We start from the raw sequence: 16,630 nt of genomic DNA, 5'->3' as shown, positions 1-16,630 counted from the left end.
CCCGAATCCGGGGCTGGACATCGGTGCCGCCATCACCGAGCTGGCGGTCGGCGAGGCGCTGATCAGCTTGCTCGACGAGAAAGGCCGCCCGGGCATCACGCAGCGCGTCTATTGCATCCCGCCGGGCAGCCAGATCGGCCCGATCACGCCCGAGCAGCGAAAGTCGTTGATGGCCGGATCGCTAATCGCAGGCGTGTACGAAAAAACGGAAGACCGCGAATCGGCCTACGAGAAGCTGGCGCAACGCGCCGCCGCCAGCGCCGATGCGGCCCAGCAAGCCGGCGGGGGACCGGGCGGCACCGCCGCTGCGGCCGGCGACGGTGCCGGCGGCGTGCTCGGCGGCCTGGGCGGCATCCTGTTCGGCTCGACCGGGCCGCGCGGCGGCAAACGCGAGGGGCTGGCCGAGTCGATGGCCAAGTCGGCCGTGCGCACGATGGGCAGCACCGTCGGCCGCGAGATCATCCGCGGCGTGCTCGGCTCGCTGCTCGGCGGCATGGGAAAGCGGCGGCGTTGAAGGCAAGCCGGGTTCGGCAGCCATGAGGCGGGGCTGGCTGATCGCCGCCGCCATCGTGATCGCGCTGGTGCTGGCCCTGCTGGGGGCCGGACGCCTCGGCGTGTTCTCGGGCACGCCGCCGACCGACCTCGGCGTGCACGACGGCCGGTTCAAGCCGCCTTCGGCTACCGAAAACAGCGTGAGCAGTCAGGCCAGACTGCACGCTGAAAGCAGGCCACCGGCCAGCGCGCGCATCAACCCCCTGCCTTTGCGCGGGAAAGCCGACGCGTCGATCACGCGACTGCGATCGGTGCTCGAAGCGACGGAGGGCGTGCGCATCGTGCTGGCTGCGCCGGACTACCTGCGCGCCGAGGCGCGAACCCGGTGGCTGGGCTTCGTCGACGACCTCGAGTTCTGGGTCGATCCGGTCGACGGCGTGATTCACCTGCGCTCGGCATCCCGGCTGGGAAGGCGCGACTTCGGCGTGAACCGCGAACGCATCGACGAAATTCGCGCGCGCTATCTGGGTTTGGGCCCGAAGCCGGACTGATGCGCGGGCGCTCGGTGGAGCGGGAGCGTCACTCGATTTCCCAGCCGCTTCGTATTCCAAGATACACAGCGTGCAGCGATTCGTGACAGCGCGCGCAACACGAAGGCAAACTCACCGCAATGCGCATTGGAAAACCCAGGCTTCGCCTTGCTGACGGCCAAGCCGTCCTTGAAACAGACATCGTCTCGGACCACGTTGCCAAAACGCTGTGGTTCTCTGCTCCCGAGCGATTTCGGGATTTGCTCGCAGATTCGTCGGACAGCCAGCTCGTCGCGCTTCTTATACCGGCCATGATCGACGCCGAGCCGATAAGCTTGGACGGGTCGGTTTCCGAAAAGCTTTATTACAGCCTTCGGGGCCTCCAGGATCTTCTGCTGGAAGTCATGCCCTTCCTGAAAAAGATCGACATTCGTCCCAACGAACTCGTATTTGAACGAACGGGGGCGAGCGGCGTGGCGACGGGCTTTTCTGGCGGCATCGATTCGTTCTGCGTCTTGGCGGATCACCACTACGCGAAGGTACCGGAGGGCTTCCGGATCACGCACCTGCTCTGCAACAACGTCGGCTCGCACGACGCGGGCGGTGAAGCGACCTTCAGGCGCCGATACGAGCGCTTGTTGCCCTTGACCGAACGCCTCGGCCTGCCACTGATAGACGTCAACAGCAATCTCGATACGTTCTATGGAGGCCGCTTGAACTTCCAGCAGACGCATACGCTGCGCAATGCCGCTGTGCCCTTGCTGTTCGGCGCCGGCATCCGGCGTTTCATGTACGCCTCCGCGCACAACTTTCGCGACGTTGCGGTATCGCGCCACCACGACACGGCGCCGAGCGATCTCATCTCCCTGCCGATGCTTTCCACCGAAAGCACCGAATGCTTCTCGGTCGGCAGCGAATACTCCCGGGTCGAGAAGACGCTGAAGGTCGCCGAGCTGACCGACTCCTATGATTTCCTGGATGTCTGCAACAGAACCTGGACCGAGAAGAACTGCGGGTCGTGCCCGAAATGCAAACGCACGCTGCTCACGCTGGAGATCGCCGGCGAGCTACAGCGGTATGAACGGGTATTCGATCTGGCCGCTTACCAAAAGGTGCGCAGCGGCTACCTCGGCCGCGTGTTCAACGCCACCGATCCTTTCTCGCGCGAGATCGTGGAGTTCGCTCAGCGGGTCGGTTTCCCGCGCGATGCCTATTCACGGCTCTATGGTGCGGCCTGGAAGACCAAGGAGTCGATGAAGCGGCTGACTCGGCTGCGAACGCCTGCGTGACGCGCCGAACGACACCCCCTCTGTTTCGTCTGTACGGCGCATCGCACAAACCGCATTCGAATGACCCCGATGCGAGTGGCGGCGCGGTTGTGGATCGATGACAGAACCGTGACACTGGATTGGGTCTATTCAATCACGAGAGCTCGCGATGCCGTCCCTTTCTCAGCGCGACAGCCGTCATCTTCTGGCGTTCGTTGCCGCGCCTGTCTTCGTGCTTCTGGCCGTGGTGTTCGTAAGCGCATTCGCGGCTATTCCCATCGAGCGTTTCACCCGCGACCCGGCCGATCTGGCTGTGCAGCACCCTCTGTGGGGCGTTGTCTCCAACCTCGGCATCTTGTTGTGGTGCACCAGCGCGACAGTTTGCGCTTTCGGAAGCCATGCGCTGGCGCGGCGCGAGCAGCGCGTGACTGAAGGAGTCCGGCATCTGCGAGCGGCCACGCTGTGCACCGGGGTTTTGCTTCTGGATGACCTGTTCATGGTCCATGACGACCTTGCCCGGCGCTATCTCGGCTTCGGCGAATCGGTCGTCATCGTGCTTTTGGCTGCCGCGGTGCTCGCGTATTTCTGGCGTTTCGGGCAACAGATTCTTGCTGGCGAGTGGGGTTTGATGCTGTTTGCCCTGGCCTGCCTGTTCGCGTCCTTGCTCGTCGATCAGATCAACGATCGTGGCCTGCTCGGCAAGAGCTCCTGGCGCTACTTCGCCGAAGACGCACCAAAATTCCTGGGAATTGCCGCCTGGTGCGGTTATCACTACCGCCTGGCTCTGAGTTGGCTCGTGCCGGTCAGTGAGGCATCGCGGTCGCGAGCGGCCAACGATTCGCTTCATCCCGAGCAGGTCGTACCTCGCGCGACAGCCTGATTGAGCGACGGCGATCAGACTATCGTCAATCGCTCATGCCGCCTCGGCCGCCACCGGCCGGGTGATCGGGCCCTTGCCGCTGTAGCGGTCGAGATAGAGGTAGATCACCGGCGTGATGTACAGCGTGATCGCCTGCGAGAAGATCAGACCGCCCACGACCGCCAGGCCGAGCGGCTGCCTCAATTCGGCGCCGGCCCCCAGGCCCATGGCGATGGGCAGCGCGCCCATGAGCGCAGCGAGAGTCGTCATCATGATCGGCCGAAAGCGCCGCAGGCAGGCCTCGCGGATCGCGGCGGCGGGCGCGATGCCCTGAGTGCGCTGCGCGTCGAGCGCGAAGTCGATCATCATGATCGCGTTTTTCTTCACGATGCCGATCAAGAGCAGGATGCCGATCGTCGCGATCAGCGTCAGATCCTGGCCCAACAGTAAGCGCCCGGCCAGAGCAACTGCTTCGGGTTCGCGAACTGCGCCTTGGCCCGCACCGAGCCCGACGCGGCGTCAATGGCACTGTCGACGAATTCCAGCTTGCCTTCGAGCGCCGTGCCGCCGCCCGGACCGTGCGGCAACTGCGCGGTGACGCGGCCGCTGCCGCTTCTCAGGCTGAGCAGCAGGTCGCCAAGGTGCCGTTGCGGCACTTCGAAGGCGACCGCGATCGGATCGAGCTGGGTGATGGTGACCAGCGGCTCGGAAGCGGGCGTCACATAGCTGCCGGCATACACCCCGATGGCGCCGGCGCGTCCGGCGCTCGGCGCGGTGTACGGCTGTAGCTCAGCTCGACCTGTGCGGCCCGGATCGCCGCGCGATTGGCCGCCACCAGGGCGCGCTGTGCCGCGGCCAGACTCAGGTTGGTATCGACCGCGCTTTGCGACACGAACTCCTGGCGCAGCAGATCGCGGCTGCGCGAGAGCTGGCGCTCGGCATCGCCGAGGGTGGCCTGGTTGCGCTGCAGTTCGGCCTGGGCCTGGGCCACGCGCACGGTGGCGGAGCGGCTGTCGAGCGTGAACAGGAGCTGCCCGGCCTTGACCGGCTGGCCCTCCGTGACATGCACTTCGGCGATGGCCGCGCTGACCTGCGGATGGATCTCCACGCGGTTGAGTGCGGTCACGGTGCCGTTGGCGGCGAGCTGCAGGGGGAAGTCCTCCTGCCGGGCCGGCACCGTGCTCACGGCCACCGGCGCCTCGGCCCGCGCTGCGGCAGCACCGGCCGCCGGCGCGCCGGGCGAGGCCAGGAAATACCACGCCGCACCGGCCGCGCCCGCGAGCAGCAGCCCCAGCGCGGCGTGGTTCAAGGATTTTTTCATCGCAAGCTTCGACCCGGTTCTTCTCGGAAAGTGCACTGACGGTGCCATCTGCGGCTGAGCCTCGTATGAAGCAATGTGAACATCCGTAAAGCGACGGGCAATAACAGCGTGCGCCTTCTCACGCTGCGGCGCGCTGCACGCGCGAAGCCTCGCCGGGCGCAAGGCGCTTGCCATAATCCCGCATGACCCGCAGCCTTGCTTCCGAGCCCGCCCGAGCCGACCCGCTTTCACCCCCGCTCGCACCGCATGCGCCGCTCACCGACTACTACGGCAACGAGAACGAGCACCAGCAGTTTCTCCAGCGGATCTTCGACGACACCGCGCCGGATTACGAGCGCATCGAGCGCATTCTCGCGCTCGGCTCGGGGCCCTGGTACCGCCGCAAGGCGCTGCAGCGCGCGGGACTGCGGCCCGGCGCGCAAGTGCTCGACGTCGGCATCGGCACAGGACTGGTGGCGCGCGAGGCGCTCGGCCTGATCGGGAGCAGCGGTCGGTTGGTCGGCGTCGATCCCAGCCCCGGGATGATGAGCGAAGTGAAGCTGCCCGGCCTGGAACTACTGCGCGGGCGGGCCGAGGCCCTGCCGCGTGCGGACGCGACCAGCGACTTCCTCAGCATGGGCTACGCGCTGCGTCACATTGCCGACGTGGGGGCGGCCTTCGCGGAGTTCAATCGGGTGTTGCGCCCAGGCGGACGGCTGCTGGTCCTGGAGATCACGCGCCCGAACGGCGCCGTGCCCACCGCGCTGCTCAAGGGCTACATGCGCGCTGTGGTGCCGTTGATCGCCAGTGTGGTCGGGCGTCGCAAGGGCAGCGCCGAGCTGTGGCGCTACTACTGGGACACGATCGAGGCCTGCATCGCCCCCGAGGCGGTGATGGCCGCGCTGCGCGCCGCCGGTTTCCAGGACGTGCAGCGCCACGTCGAGCTGGGCATCTTCTCCGAATACACCGCCGTCAAGCCTGCATGAACGCCCGCGACAACACCCTCGCCTTACCCACCCGCCCGGCAGCAGCGCAAGAGCGCTGCGACGTGCTCGTCATCGGCGGCGGGCCGGCCGGCTCCACCATCGCCGCCCTGCTCGCGCAGCAGGGCCGCGATGTCGTGCTGATCGAAAAGGCGCAACACCCGCGCTTTCACATCGGCGAGTCGCTGCTGCCGGCCAACGTCGCCTTGTTCGAGAGGCTCGGCGTGCGCGAGCAGGTCGAGGCGATCGGCATGCCCAAGTGGGGCATCGAGTTCGTCTCGACGGAGCACGAGCACCGCAGCTACCTGGAGTTCTCCGAGGCCTGGGACAAGTCGATGCCCTACGCCTGGCAAGTGCGCCGCTCCGAGCTCGACGAGTTGCTGTTTCGCCATGCCGCCAAGTGCGGCGCGCGCACGCTGGAAGGCTGCCGTGTGCGCGAGGTGGCCTTCGATGCGGACGGCGCCGACGTGAAGGCCCTGCTGGACGACGGCGCGTCCAGAAGCTGGCGCGCCCGCTTCGTGGTCGACGCGTCCGGCCGCGACACCTTCCTGGCCAACAAGCTGCGCTGCAAGGAAAAAAGCGCGGCGCACAACAGCTCTGCGCTGTTCGGCCACTTCACCGGCGCCGAGCGGCTGCCCGGCAAGAAGGAAGGCAACATCAGCATCGCCTGGTTCGAGCACGGCTGGTTCTGGTTCATCCCGCTGGCCGACGGCACGACGAGCGTGGGCGCGGTGTGTTGGCCCTACTACCTGAAGTCGCGCAGCAAGCCCGTCGAGGCGTTCTTCCGCGACACCATCGCGCTGTGCCCGGAGGTGGCGCGCCGCCTGGAGCACGCCACGCTGGTGGATGACAAGGTGCATGCCACCGGCAACTATTCCTATCGCGCCAGCCACTGCAGCGGCGAACGCTACCTGATGCTCGGCGACGCCTTCACCTTCATCGACCCGATGTTCTCCTCGGGCGTGTACCTCGCCATGCACAGCGCCTTCGACGGCGCCGACGTGGTGGCGACCTGCCTGGACCGGCCGGCGGCAGCGTCGCGGGCGCTCGAACGTTTCGACAAGACGATGAAGCGCGGCCCCCGCGCCTTCTCGTGGTTCATTTACCGCTCCACCAATCCGACCATCCGCGAGATGTTCATGTACCCGGCCAATCCGCTGCGCGTGAAGGAGTCGCTGCTCTCGCTGCTGGCCGGCGACTTGTACGTCAGCAGCGCCGCGCGCCGGTTGTCGATGTGGGCGTTCAAGGGCATCTACTACGGCATCTCGCTGCGCAGCCTGGGGCGCACCCTTGCCGGCTGGCGCCGCCGCCGCCACAACATCCGCGACATGGGGCCGCTGAAGGGTGAAACCGTGATCGAGGCGTCCGGAGGATGACGGCCGGAACGCCCGTGCCCGGCTTGCGGGTACAGCGCCTCTCGCCTGAGGCGTGGCGCACGCAGGCGGCGTCGGACTCGCCGCCCCTGGGCGGTCTGGCCTATGGCGGCGTAGCGGATTCGTCGGCTATTGCGCCCGACGTCGTGGCGGCACGCCGCCTGGACGCCGGCGGCGCGCGGATCGACGCGTGGTACGGCGCCGCGCCGCTCGCCACCGGCCGCTGCGGTGATGTGCGCTGGCAGCACGATGGTCATTGGCTCTTCGGTGCGATCGAACTCGACGAAGCGCAGCAAGGCCACAGCCTCGCCGAGTTGACCGAGCGCGCCTACCGCGACATATTCGCCACCTTGCGCCACACCGGTTGCCTGCACCTGCTGCGTCTGTGGAACTATGTGCCGGGCATCAACGGCCAAAGCGGCGGCCTGGAACGCTACCGGCAGTTCAACATCGCGCGCCAGCAAGCCTTTCTAGACGCCGGACAGCGTGCGTTCGAAGGCGCACCCGCCGCCTGCGCGCTCGGCACCCGCGAAGGGCCGTTCTGCGTGCGCTTCCTGGCCGGCCGGCGTGCGCCGCTGGCGCTCGAAAACCCGCGGCAGGTGCCTGCCTACCGCTACCCCGGCGCGTACGGGCCGCGCAGCCCGAGCTTTTCGCGCGCCGCGCTGGTCGATGCGGGCGCCGGCCGCAGCGCGCTGCTCATCTCCGGCACGGCCAGCATCGTCGGCCATGCGAGCCGGCATCTCGGCGATGTCGAGGCGCAGGTGCGAGAGACGCTGGCCAACCTGCAAGCGGTGCTCGATGCAGCGCACGCCCGCGGCAGCGCCCGCTTCGCCCTGCCGGCGCTCGACTGCACCGTCTATGTTCGCCGCGCCGGCGACGCGCCGCGCGTGCGCGCCGTGATCGAGGCCGTGCTCGGCATCGACTCGCGGGCAGCGCGCTCGGCCGTCTGTCTGGAGGCCGACATCTGCCGCGCGGACCTGCTGGTGGAGATCGAGGCCCACGCGTTCGCCGCCGGCGTGCCGCACGAAACCGACGCGCCGGGATCCGAGACATCGCGCGCCGTCGCACGGACCGAACACGCCGCGCCGTCCACGGCGACGCCGCAGGCGACGCAGCCGCGGGTTCCGCAGGCCGCTCGGGTTCTGCCGGTTGCACACGCCGCACCGGCCTTGCCAACCTCGGAGCTCGGGCAGGCTGTTGGCTCGCGCGAGGTGCCGGCATGACTCCCCGGTGGATCGCCCCGCTGCTGGCACTGACGGCTGCGCTCGCACTGCCGGCCGCCGCCGCCGAGCGCCCGCTGTGGGAACTGGGCATCGGCGCAGCCGGCCTGCGGCTGCCGCACTACCGCGGCTCCGACCAGAGCCATTCGTGGCTGGTGCCGCTGCCCTACGTCGTCTATCGCGGCCGGATCTTCAAGGCCGACCGCGACGGCGCTCGCGCGGTGCTCTACGAATCCGACCGCTTCGATTTCGACCTGAGCCTGGGCGCCGGCGTGCCCACGCGCAGTGACGACAACGACGCGCGCCGCGGCATGGACGACCTGGCACCGACCTTCGAGCTCGGCCCCAACCTCAACTGGACGCTGGCCCGCGACGCTGGGTGGAAGCTCGACCTGCGCGTGCCGGTGCGTGCGGCCGTCACGTTGGAATCGAACGCGCGCGTGATCGGCTGGGTGTCCACGCCCAACCTCAATCTCGACCTGACGCGCCTGCACGGCTGGAACCTCGGCCTGCATGCCGGCCCGGTGTTCGGCAGCCGCGACTACCACGGCTACTTCTACGACGTGCCGTCGGACGAGGCGACCGCCGGGCGGCCGGCCTACCGCGCGAGCGGCGGCTTCGCCGGCGCACAAGCCACCGCGGCGATGTCGCGGCGTCTCAAGCGCAGCTGGGCGGCCCTGTTCGTGCGCTACGACAGCCTCGACGGCGCGCGCTTCGCGCCGAGCCCGCTGGTGCGCCGCGAGAACCATTTCTCGTTCGGCATTGCCTACGCGTGGGTGCTGGGCACGTCGTCGCGCACGGTCACCGTGGAAGGCGAGTAACGGGCAATGCGAGGCGTGATCATGTTGCCGCTCGCGCTATTGCTGCTTGCACAACTGCTGCTGCTCGGCCTGATGTCGCTGGCGTGGAACCTGGTCGCCCTGCTGCTTCATCCGCTGCTGCCGCACGAGTGCGGGCTGGCGGTCGGCCGAGCCGGCATCGCCTACGGCTACCGGTTCTACTGGTCGGTGGTCGCGCCGCTCGGCATGCTGCGCCTGGACGCGAGCGCGCTCGATGCGCTGCGCGACGAGCCGCGCCTCATCATCGTGGCCAATCACCCCAGCCTGCTCGATGCGCTGCTGCTCGTGGCGCGGCTGCCGAAGAGCGCCTGCATCATGAAGGCGAGCCTGATGCACAACCCCTTTCTCGGCGCCGGCGCGCGGCTGGCGCGCTACATCCGCAACGACTCGACGCGCAGCATGGTTCGCCTCGCCGTCGAGGACCTCAGGCGCGGCGGGCAGCTCGTCGTTTTTCCCGAAGGCACGCGCACGACCCAGGCGCCGATCAATCCGTTTCGCCCCGGCGTGACCCTCATCGCCAAGCTGGCCGCGGCACCGATCCAGACTGTGTTCATCGACACCGACTCGCCCTACCTCGGCAAGGGCTGGCCGCTGTGGAAGCTGCCGCCGCTGCCGATCGCCTTCAGCGTGCGTCTGGGCGAGCGCTTCGCGCCGGCCGATGACGCGAGCGCGCTGCTCGAGGAGATCGAGCGCTCCGTCGCCGCGGGCGTGAAGCCGCGCACCGCAACGCGGCACTGAAAGCGATGGCCGAAGCACGCGCTTCGACGACGCATCTGGTGCTGATCCCCAGCTACAACACCGGCGAGACGGTGTTCGAGACGGTGCGCGCCGCTCGCACGCAATGGGAACCGGTGTGGGTGGTCGTCGATGGCAGCACCGACGGCACGGCCGAGCGGCTGCAGCGGCTCGCCGCAGCCGACCCCGGCCTGCGCGTCGAGGTGTTGCCGCGCAATCAGGGCAAGGGCGCGGCCGTTCTGCATGGCCTGCGCACCGCGCGGGCTGACGGCTACACACATGCATTGACGATGGACGCCGACGGGCAGCATCCGGCCGGGCTGATCCCCGCGTTCATGCAGACCTCTTGCGAGCGGCCCGAAGCGATGGTGCTCGGCCGCCCGATCTTCGACGCCAGTGCGCCGCTGCTGCGCGTGCGCGGGCGTCGCGTGTCGAACGCATGGACCCAACTGGAGACGCTCGGCGCCGGCATCGGCGATTCGCTCTACGGCTTTCGCGTGTACCCGATCGCCCAACTCGTGGCCGTGATGTCGAGCCAGCCGTGGATGCGCCGCTTCGACTTCGACACCGAGGCCGTCGTGCGCCTGGCATGGCGCGGCGTCAAGCCGATCAACCACGATGCGCCGGTGAAGTACCTGCGGCCGGAGGAAGGCGGCATCTCGCACTTCCGCTACGGCCGCGACAACCTGCTGCTGACGTGGATGCACACGCGGCTGATGCTCGAATTCGTGCTGCGCCTGCCGGTGCTGGCGTGGCGCCGCAGGACGCGACGCCCGCCTTTTCAGCGCTAGCCCGCCTGCGCTTCTTCGTCGCTCAGTTCCCCGTCGCGCTTGCGACAGGCCGCGCAACCGCTTTCAAGCGGATGAAGATTTCGTCGACCAGTTCTTTGGTGACCAATGCGGCGTTTGGGAATTCGTGCAGCGGAGAGTTTTCCCAGCGACCCTGAACCATCATGGTGCCCGCTCGCGGGTCCCACAGCGAGATCTCGAGTTTGCGAAGGTACATGACGAGGTCCCAGTGCCAATAGTCGGTGTACTTGACGGTGAGATCGGTCGTTGGCGCAGAAGACCCTGCCGGCGCGGCTACGACAGGCGTCACAGTCACACCTTGCTGCGCAAAGGCCGCTTTCAAAGCGTCGTCCATTTCTGCTGAATTACCGTCAGACGGAACCAGCGTCGCAGTCCGCAAACTCGCCGGTATCGACGTGCTCGTCATCTGCACATCTTTCGATGTTGCGCAACCCGTTAACAGGGCACAAATAACAACTGCACAAGCTCCAAGATATCGCCTCATCGAACTTTCCCCCGTCGTTTTACTTGTAGTCACGCTGCCAGCCGGCGCTGCGTGGATGCTAGGGTCGTACTTCGACAAAACGCCTCGAGCGTCGATTCGCATTGGCTCGCAACCACAAGTTGGACACGATTAACGCTGACTCGCAGTCGCAATCGCCTCTGTCCACCGCGGCGCGCGGCTGTCCAAGCAGCGTCTTGGTGGAGATAGCGGTGTATCAGCGACTCTGAGGACGAGAGCGCCGTCACGCGCACTACTCAGCGGCCCGACATGTCCGCGTGCCAGCCGAAAGCGGCCGTGCCTTCGCTTTCAGAGCCGCTCAAGGCACGAAGGTATCGCCCAGCACGATCCCTTCGCGGCGCGGGTCGGCACCGCCCGTGAGCACGGGCTCGCCGTCGTCTTCGCTCACGATGACCGTGCCCACACCGCTCGACTGCTGATTGACCGACACGGTATGGCCCAGCGAGCGCAGGCCCGTGACCAGGGGGTCGTTGGCACCGTCGTCGGTTTCATCGACGTTCGGATGCTCGACGCCGACGATCGTGGTCGGGCTGTTCTGCGCGCCGAAGTTCACCAGCGAAGTCGCCTGCTGCGCATCGAGCCCCCAGTCGAGCACGCCGACCACCGTCTTGACCACGTACTGGATGATGGTGCTGCCGCCGGGCGAGCCGGTGCCCATGAGGAAGTCGCCGCGGCTGCCGTCATCCGCCTGGCGGAACACCAGCGTCGGCGCCATCGAGCTGCGCGGCCGCTTGCCGGGCGCCACGCGGTTGGCGATGGGGCCGTCGGCATCGGAAGGTGCTGCCGAGAAATCGGTCAGCTCGTTGTTGAGGATGAAGCCGCGCGCCATGCGCCAGGCGCCGAAGCCGCTTTCCACGGTGGTGGTCATCACCACCACGTTGCCGTTGCGGTCGACGATGGTGACATGGCTGGTGCCGCTCTCAGGCGTGGTGTCGGTGCCCAAACGCACGGCGCCCAGGTTGCCGGGCTGGGCTGTGCGCATGCTCACCGTGTTGCTGACGAGTGCGGCCCGGCTCTGCAGATAAGGCTTGTTGAGCAGAGTCTGCAGGCCGCTTCCGGGCAAGGGCACGTAGTCGGTGTCGCCGATGTACTTGTTGCGGTCGGCATAAGCCAGGCGCCCGGCCTCGCTGACCAGGTGCACGGCAAACACGGCGGGCTTGCCGCCCTCGCCGTCGATCTGCGTCGGCGGGTACAGGCTCAGGTCGAAGTTCTCCAGGATGCCGAGCATGGACGCCACCGTGATGCCGCCCGAAGACGGCGGCGGCATGCCGCAGACCCAGTAAGCGCGGTAAGTGGTGCATACCGCGTCGCGGCGCTTGGCTTCGTAGGCGGCCAGATCGGCGAGCGTGGTCGCGCCGGGGGTGACCGGCGAGCCGTCTTCGGCGCTTTCGGTCCGGCCGATCTCCTCGGCGATATCCTGCGCGATCTCGCCGGTGTAGAAGGCATCGGCGCCTCCGGAGGCGATGGTTTTCAGAGTCTCGGCATAGGCGGGCACCGTGAGTTCGGTGCCGAGCGCCTTGGGACTTCCGTCGGCGTTGAGGTAGAGCGCGGCGGTGTCTTCATCGATCAGGAACCGCTCTTGCGCGCCCTCGATGGCACCTGCGAGCCGGCCGCTGATCGGGAAGCCCTCGGTTGCCAGCCGGATCCCGGCATCGAACAGCGGCTCCCATTCCGTGTCGCCATGGTCCTGGTGCGCCAGCTCGAGCATGCGCACGGTTCCCGGCGTGCCGATCGAGCGGCCGCTGGCACGCGTGCTCGGCAAGGGTTCGGTCTGGTCGGTGGGACCGACATAGCGCAGGTAATCGGCCGTGGCGCCGGCCGGTGCGGTTTCACGGCCGTCGTAGGCCTGCACTTCGCCCGAGTCGGCGTCGTAGTGGATCAGGAAGGCGCCGCCGCCCAGGCCGCTCGATTGCGGCTCCACGAGCCCGAGCACCGCCTGCACGGCCACCGCCGCATCGACCGCGCTGCCCCCGTCTGCCAAAACTTCGCAACCCGCCTGGCTGGCCAGCGGATTGGCGGTGACCACCATGTAGTTGCGGGCGTAGACGAGCTCCTTGCCGACTTCGTAGCCCGAGGCCAACTCGGGCGCGGCCGGCTCACTCGGCAGGCCGGAGCCGAGGATCACCGTCGAGCCGTCGTCGGTGATCGCCTGACGGGCTGTGGCTGATGCGTCGCCGTCCCCGCCGATGCCGCTACAGGCGGTGAAGACAAGCAGTGCACCGAACAAGGCGGCGGCGGCGAGGCGAGTGTGGGCGAGCGGCTGCATGGGCCTTGTGCATCGGGACGCGGCAATGGATCATGAACGCCGTGAAGTCGAAGTCTGTGCGTCAGCAATCGCTGGGCGATGCGCCACCCCCCGCGTTCACCCGATGGACGGCCTTGCAACACCCGCCGGTTCACGACACCATCGTCTCGCTCACTCCCGAGTGAAGGTCGAACATCCATGAAAACCATGCTTCGATTCACGGGCCTTGCGGGGCTGCTGTTCGCAACCTGCGCCGCGAGCGCCGCCACGGCCACCACGACGCCGCCCGGCAGCAACACCGCAGCCGTTGCCTGCGAGACCGCCGTGGCCGACACCCTGCAAGACATGCGCGGCAAGGCGGCACACGAGGTGCAATTCGTCGCCGCGAAACGAGTGGTCCCGCCCACGGCCGGCGACAACATCACCCTGGCCGGCCAAGGCCAGTACCGAGCCCGTGCCGGCGCGTCGCAGCCTTTCAACTACACCTGCTCCTACGACGTGCAGACCGGCAAGGCGAGTGGCGTCGTGTTGCGCGAGAACGAAGCGCCTGCGGTCGCTGCGGAGAAACCCTGGGAGCCGGACCTGACGCATGTTTCGCCCGAAGCCTGCGAAGCCGCTGCTGCTGCTGCGCTGAAGGACCAGTACCCGCCCGCGGGAGCCATCCGCTTCCAGTCGGATTCGAGAAGTCTTCGTCGCGCATCGAACGCCCGCACGAGCCTGGAAGGGCAAGGCAGCCTGGAGCGGGTCGTCGGCATGAACCCGGCGCCCTTCACGTACCGCTGCGTTTTCGAGGCTTCCAGCGGCAAGGTGGTCAGCGTGCAGACGCGCGACTAGGCACTCCCGCCGCCAAGTGTCGCGTCAGCGCCGCGGCTTCACAGAGACCGCAGAACCCGGCACGGGTTGCCGGCCGCGACCACGCCGGCCGGCAGATCCCGCGTCACGACGCTGCCGGCACCCACGACGGTGTTTTCGCCGATGCGCACGCCCGGACAGACGATGACGCCGCCGCCCAGCCACACGCCGTCTTCGATGCTCACCGGCAGCGCGAATTCGGCGCCGGATCGCCGCAATGCCGCCTCGAGCGGGTGGCCCGCCGTGTAGATGTGCACGCCGGGGCCGAACTGCACGTCGTCGCCGATCGTGATGAGGTTGCAATCGAGCATTACGCAATCGAAGTTCATGAAACTGCGTGCCCCGACGGCAATGTTGGAGCCGTAGTCGCAACGCAGCAAGGGCTTGATGACCGTGCCTTCGCCGAGGCGAGCGAACAGTGCGGTCAGCAGACTTTGCCGTTGCTCGTCCGCATCTGCCGGCGTGGCGTTGAACCTTGCGAGAAGGGCCTGCGCGCGAAGATGCGCGGCCTGCAATTCGGGATCGCTCGCCTGGTACAGCTCGCCGGCGAGCATCTTCGCTTTCTGCCCCGTGAAACTCGCCATGACTGCTCCTGTATTGCGTCGGCCCGGCGCCGCGGCTCAGGCCATGCCGCCGTTGATGGAGATGACCTGTCCCGTGATGTACGCCGCGTCTTCGCTGGCCAGGAACGCGGCCAACGCAGCCACTTCCTCGGGCGTGCCGGCGCGCTTGCAGGGCACCAGGTGCGCAATGGCGGCGGCATCGAACGCGGCGTTCGCCATCTTGGATTCGATGATGCCCGGCGCGATGGCATTGACGGTGACCCCGCGGCTCGCCACTTCCAGCGCGAGCGCCTTGGTGGCGCTGTTGAGCGCGCCCTTGGCGGCGGCATAGTTGACCTGCCCGCGGTTGCCCATCAGCGCCGCCACAGACGAGAGATTGATGACGCGACCCCACCGCGTGCGCAGCATCGGCAACAGCAGCGGCTGCGTCACGTGGAAGAAGCCGTGCAGCGATACGTCGATGACGCGGTGCCACTGTTCGGCGCGCAGGCCGGGGAACACCGCGTCGTCGTGCACGCCCGCGTTGTTGACGATGATCTGGACCGGCCCGCCGAGGAGCATTGCGTCGCAGGCCGCGCGCGTCGCATCGGCGTCGGTGAGGTCGAACACAAACGGCTCGGCCTCGCCGCCCTCGGCGCGAATCGACAGCGCGAGTTCCTCGACCGCTTCGGGTCGCGAGTTGGCGTGCAGCAGCAGCACGGCGCCGTCGCGTGCGAGGCGCCGCGCAATGGCCGCACCGAGCACGCCGCTCGCACCGGTGACCAGGGCGCGCTTGCCAGCGAGGCTCATGATGACCCCCAAGGCGCTGCGCACCGGCCCGCCGAGACCTCGAAGAGCGCCTTCACTGTCGCGCCCCGGGCGCGGCCCGCCTCGAGGCAGCTCGGCGGCAGGCTCATGGCGCCCCGCCCTCGCCCATCACCGCCAGCGGCGCATTGAGCACCACCGCGGCGCGGCCCTCGACAAGCACCTTGCCGCGCTCGTCGTCAACGCTGAAGCGATAGAGCAGCTGCCCGCCATCGCCAGCCAGCCGCTCGGCCTCGATCTGCAGCGCGCCGTCGACGTCGTCCAGTCGCAGCACGTGGCACTGGACGCTGCGCACGCTGACCAGGTAGCCGGGCGACGGCTGCGTTGCGGGCGTGGCGAGCAGCGCGCCGTGCAGCGCCATCGCCTGCGCCGCGTATTCGATCGCGCAGGGCGCGAGCAGGCCGCTGGCACTGCGCAGCGGGTTGCCGGCATCGGCATGGCTTGTCGCACTGCAGCGGATGCGCGTGTCCGACCAGGCTTCGAGCCGATCGAGCAGGCACATGCGGCCGGCGTGAGGGATGCGCGCGGCGATGCCGGCATGGTCCAGACCGGTCGGGGGTGGATGGACAACGTCGGAGCCGACAACGACAACCGGCGGATCGTCCCGAGCTCCGAGCGCGTTCATGGCGTTGTCTCCCGGAAAACAAGGTCGATGCTGAAGGGACAGTGCGCAAGATCATCGAGCCGCAGCGTCGCCGACTCGCGACGCGCCAGCGCCTGGAGCAGCGGCAAGCCGCGGGCGGCAGGCACGCCGAGGCGCAGCGCATCGAAGCGCTCGTCGCCCTGTGCGTGTCCCTGCGGATCGGACCCGAACCGCAAGCTCAACTGCGCCGAGGCCGGCGCTCCCGATGGCGGCGCGAGCAGCAGCGCCAGCGCGAAAGCGTCGGGCAACGGCCGCACCCTCTGCAAGGGTTCCGGATAAGGCACGTCGCCCGCCACGAGCAGCACGGGCCGCTGCCACGCCACGCACTGCACCGCCGCCTCGAGCAGCCCCGCCGCGAAACTGGCGTCGTGCCCGCACAGGCTGGTAGAAGGCGCGCGCGACGCCGTGGCGATGTGCCAATAGCCGGCGGCGGCGTTGTGGACCGAGTTGGTGAAGCGCGTCGGGGACACGATGCGCTCGGCCGCAGCGAGCGCCTCGCACAGCGCATGGCAGTTGGCCGCGTCGCCGCTCGACGAGGTGAACACCGTGGCAAGCTCGTGTGGATCGACGCCGGCCTGTGCACACGCCTGTTCGGCCACCGCCAGCGTGAGCT

General features: G+C 68.1%; 20 protein-coding genes and 1 pseudogene. 12 read left to right on the top strand and 9 right to left on the bottom strand.

The features are described from left to right. The 4 genes from H0W38_RS03815 to H0W38_RS03800 form a co-directional block, all read left to right on the top strand. A partial coding sequence (locus H0W38_RS03815) for a helicase HerA-like domain-containing protein (RefSeq protein WP_292451357.1) occupies positions 1 to 514 on the top strand: 514 nt, incomplete at its 5' end. 22 nt (positions 515 to 536) lie between these two features. Next, positions 537 to 1,043, top strand: coding sequence for a DUF1499 domain-containing protein (locus H0W38_RS03810; protein WP_292451356.1), 507 nt, complete (start codon positions 537 to 539; stop codon positions 1,041 to 1,043). Between the two features lie 119 nt (positions 1,044 to 1,162). Next, positions 1,163 to 2,311, top strand: a complete 1,149-nt coding sequence (locus tag H0W38_RS03805; protein ID WP_292451354.1) for a hypothetical protein — start codon at positions 1,163 to 1,165, stop codon at positions 2,309 to 2,311. A 211-nt stretch (positions 2,312 to 2,522) separates the two neighbouring features. Continuing rightward, a complete protein-coding gene (locus tag H0W38_RS03800; RefSeq protein ID WP_292451352.1) occupies positions 2,523 to 3,170 on the top strand; it encodes a hypothetical protein in 648 nt (215 codons plus the stop codon). A gap of 33 nt (positions 3,171 to 3,203) precedes the next feature. Here the strand turns inward: H0W38_RS03800 and H0W38_RS03795 are convergent. The 3 genes and pseudogenes from H0W38_RS03795 to H0W38_RS03785 all read right to left on the bottom strand — a co-directional run. Beyond that, a pseudogene (locus H0W38_RS03795) lies at positions 3,204 to 3,584 on the bottom strand (efflux RND transporter permease subunit); the annotation flags it as partial. Continuing rightward, on the bottom strand, positions 3,578 to 3,871 hold the full coding sequence (locus H0W38_RS03790; protein ID WP_367161574.1) for an efflux RND transporter periplasmic adaptor subunit: 294 nt from the start codon (positions 3,869 to 3,871) through the stop codon (positions 3,578 to 3,580). The gene H0W38_RS03790 and the pseudogene H0W38_RS03795, both read right to left, overlap by 7 nt. Beyond that, positions 3,868 to 4,470 carry an efflux RND transporter periplasmic adaptor subunit gene (locus tag H0W38_RS03785; protein WP_292451349.1) on the bottom strand — a complete coding sequence of 201 codons (603 nt, stop codon included), beginning with the start codon at positions 4,468 to 4,470 and terminating at the stop codon, positions 3,868 to 3,870. Before H0W38_RS03785 ends, H0W38_RS03790 begins: the two co-directional genes overlap by 4 nt. Before the next feature lie 182 nt (positions 4,471 to 4,652). Between H0W38_RS03785 and H0W38_RS03780 the strand changes: the two genes are divergently transcribed. From H0W38_RS03780 to H0W38_RS03755, 6 genes are read left to right on the top strand one after another with little or no spacing between them, the layout of a single operon-like run. Further along, a complete protein-coding gene (locus H0W38_RS03780) occupies positions 4,653 to 5,435 on the top strand; it encodes a class I SAM-dependent methyltransferase (protein WP_292451347.1) in 783 nt (260 codons plus the stop codon). Beyond that, positions 5,432 to 6,808: an NAD(P)/FAD-dependent oxidoreductase gene (locus H0W38_RS03775; protein ID WP_292451346.1), complete on the top strand. Its 1,377-nt coding sequence runs from the start codon at positions 5,432 to 5,434 to the stop codon at positions 6,806 to 6,808. Before H0W38_RS03780 ends, H0W38_RS03775 begins: the two co-directional genes overlap by 4 nt. Continuing rightward, complete coding sequence (locus tag H0W38_RS03770; RefSeq protein WP_292451345.1) at positions 6,805 to 8,028, top strand: Rid family hydrolase; 1,224 nt, start codon at positions 6,805 to 6,807, stop codon at positions 8,026 to 8,028. Before H0W38_RS03775 ends, H0W38_RS03770 begins: the two co-directional genes overlap by 4 nt. After that, entirely contained in the window at positions 8,025 to 8,846 is an 822-nt protein-coding gene (locus H0W38_RS03765; protein ID WP_292451344.1) for a MipA/OmpV family protein, read from the top strand. Before H0W38_RS03770 ends, H0W38_RS03765 begins: the two co-directional genes overlap by 4 nt. A gap of 21 nt (positions 8,847 to 8,867) precedes the next feature. Then, complete coding sequence (locus H0W38_RS03760; protein ID WP_292451342.1) at positions 8,868 to 9,602, top strand: lysophospholipid acyltransferase family protein; 735 nt, start codon at positions 8,868 to 8,870, stop codon at positions 9,600 to 9,602. Positions 9,603 to 9,607: 5 nt separating this feature from the next. After that, the gene (locus tag H0W38_RS03755; protein WP_292451340.1) at positions 9,608 to 10,390 is read left to right on the top strand and encodes a glycosyltransferase family 2 protein; all 783 of its coding nucleotides are present in this window, start codon (positions 9,608 to 9,610) and stop codon (positions 10,388 to 10,390) included. Positions 10,391 to 10,412: 22 nt separating this feature from the next. On the opposite strand, the gene H0W38_RS03750 is transcribed toward H0W38_RS03755, so the two are convergent. Together H0W38_RS03750 and H0W38_RS03745 are read right to left on the bottom strand one after the other, a co-directional pair. Continuing rightward, positions 10,413 to 10,742, bottom strand: a complete 330-nt coding sequence (locus H0W38_RS03750; RefSeq protein ID WP_292451339.1) for a hypothetical protein — start codon at positions 10,740 to 10,742, stop codon at positions 10,413 to 10,415. A 466-nt stretch (positions 10,743 to 11,208) separates the two neighbouring features. After that, positions 11,209 to 13,176, bottom strand: coding sequence for a gamma-glutamyltransferase family protein (locus tag H0W38_RS03745; RefSeq protein WP_292451337.1), 1,968 nt, complete (start codon positions 13,174 to 13,176; stop codon positions 11,209 to 11,211). Positions 13,177 to 13,217: 41 nt separating this feature from the next. Between H0W38_RS03745 and H0W38_RS03740 the strand changes: the two genes are divergently transcribed. Continuing rightward, positions 13,218 to 13,340 (top strand): hypothetical protein, encoded by a 123-nt coding sequence (locus tag H0W38_RS03740; RefSeq protein WP_292451336.1) that lies wholly within the window; start codon positions 13,218 to 13,220, stop codon positions 13,338 to 13,340. A 13-nt stretch (positions 13,341 to 13,353) separates the two neighbouring features. Continuing rightward, positions 13,354 to 13,989, top strand: a complete 636-nt coding sequence (locus H0W38_RS03735; RefSeq protein ID WP_292451335.1) for a hypothetical protein — start codon at positions 13,354 to 13,356, stop codon at positions 13,987 to 13,989. 38 nt (positions 13,990 to 14,027) lie between these two features. On the opposite strand, the gene H0W38_RS03730 is transcribed toward H0W38_RS03735, so the two are convergent. The 4 genes from H0W38_RS03730 to H0W38_RS03715 form a co-directional block, all read right to left on the bottom strand. Continuing rightward, entirely contained in the window at positions 14,028 to 14,591 is a 564-nt protein-coding gene (locus H0W38_RS03730) for a sugar O-acetyltransferase (RefSeq protein ID WP_292451333.1), read from the bottom strand. Between the two features lie 36 nt (positions 14,592 to 14,627). Next, positions 14,628 to 15,359, bottom strand: a complete 732-nt coding sequence (fabG, locus tag H0W38_RS03725; RefSeq protein WP_292451332.1) for a 3-oxoacyl-ACP reductase FabG — start codon at positions 15,357 to 15,359, stop codon at positions 14,628 to 14,630. 103 nt (positions 15,360 to 15,462) lie between these two features. Further along, complete coding sequence (locus H0W38_RS03720) at positions 15,463 to 15,999, bottom strand: hydroxymyristoyl-ACP dehydratase (protein WP_292451330.1); 537 nt, start codon at positions 15,997 to 15,999, stop codon at positions 15,463 to 15,465. Further along, positions 15,996 to 16,630, bottom strand: a 635-nt coding sequence (locus tag H0W38_RS03715) for a beta-ketoacyl synthase chain length factor (protein ID WP_292451328.1), incomplete at its 5' end; no start/stop codon positions are given. The genes H0W38_RS03720 and H0W38_RS03715, both read right to left, overlap by 4 nt.

The organism is Methylibium sp., from assembly GCF_013817365.1.
GTDB lineage: Bacteria > Pseudomonadota > Gammaproteobacteria > Burkholderiales > Burkholderiaceae_C > Methylibium.
This window is presented reverse-complemented; position numbering and strand designations above follow the sequence as displayed.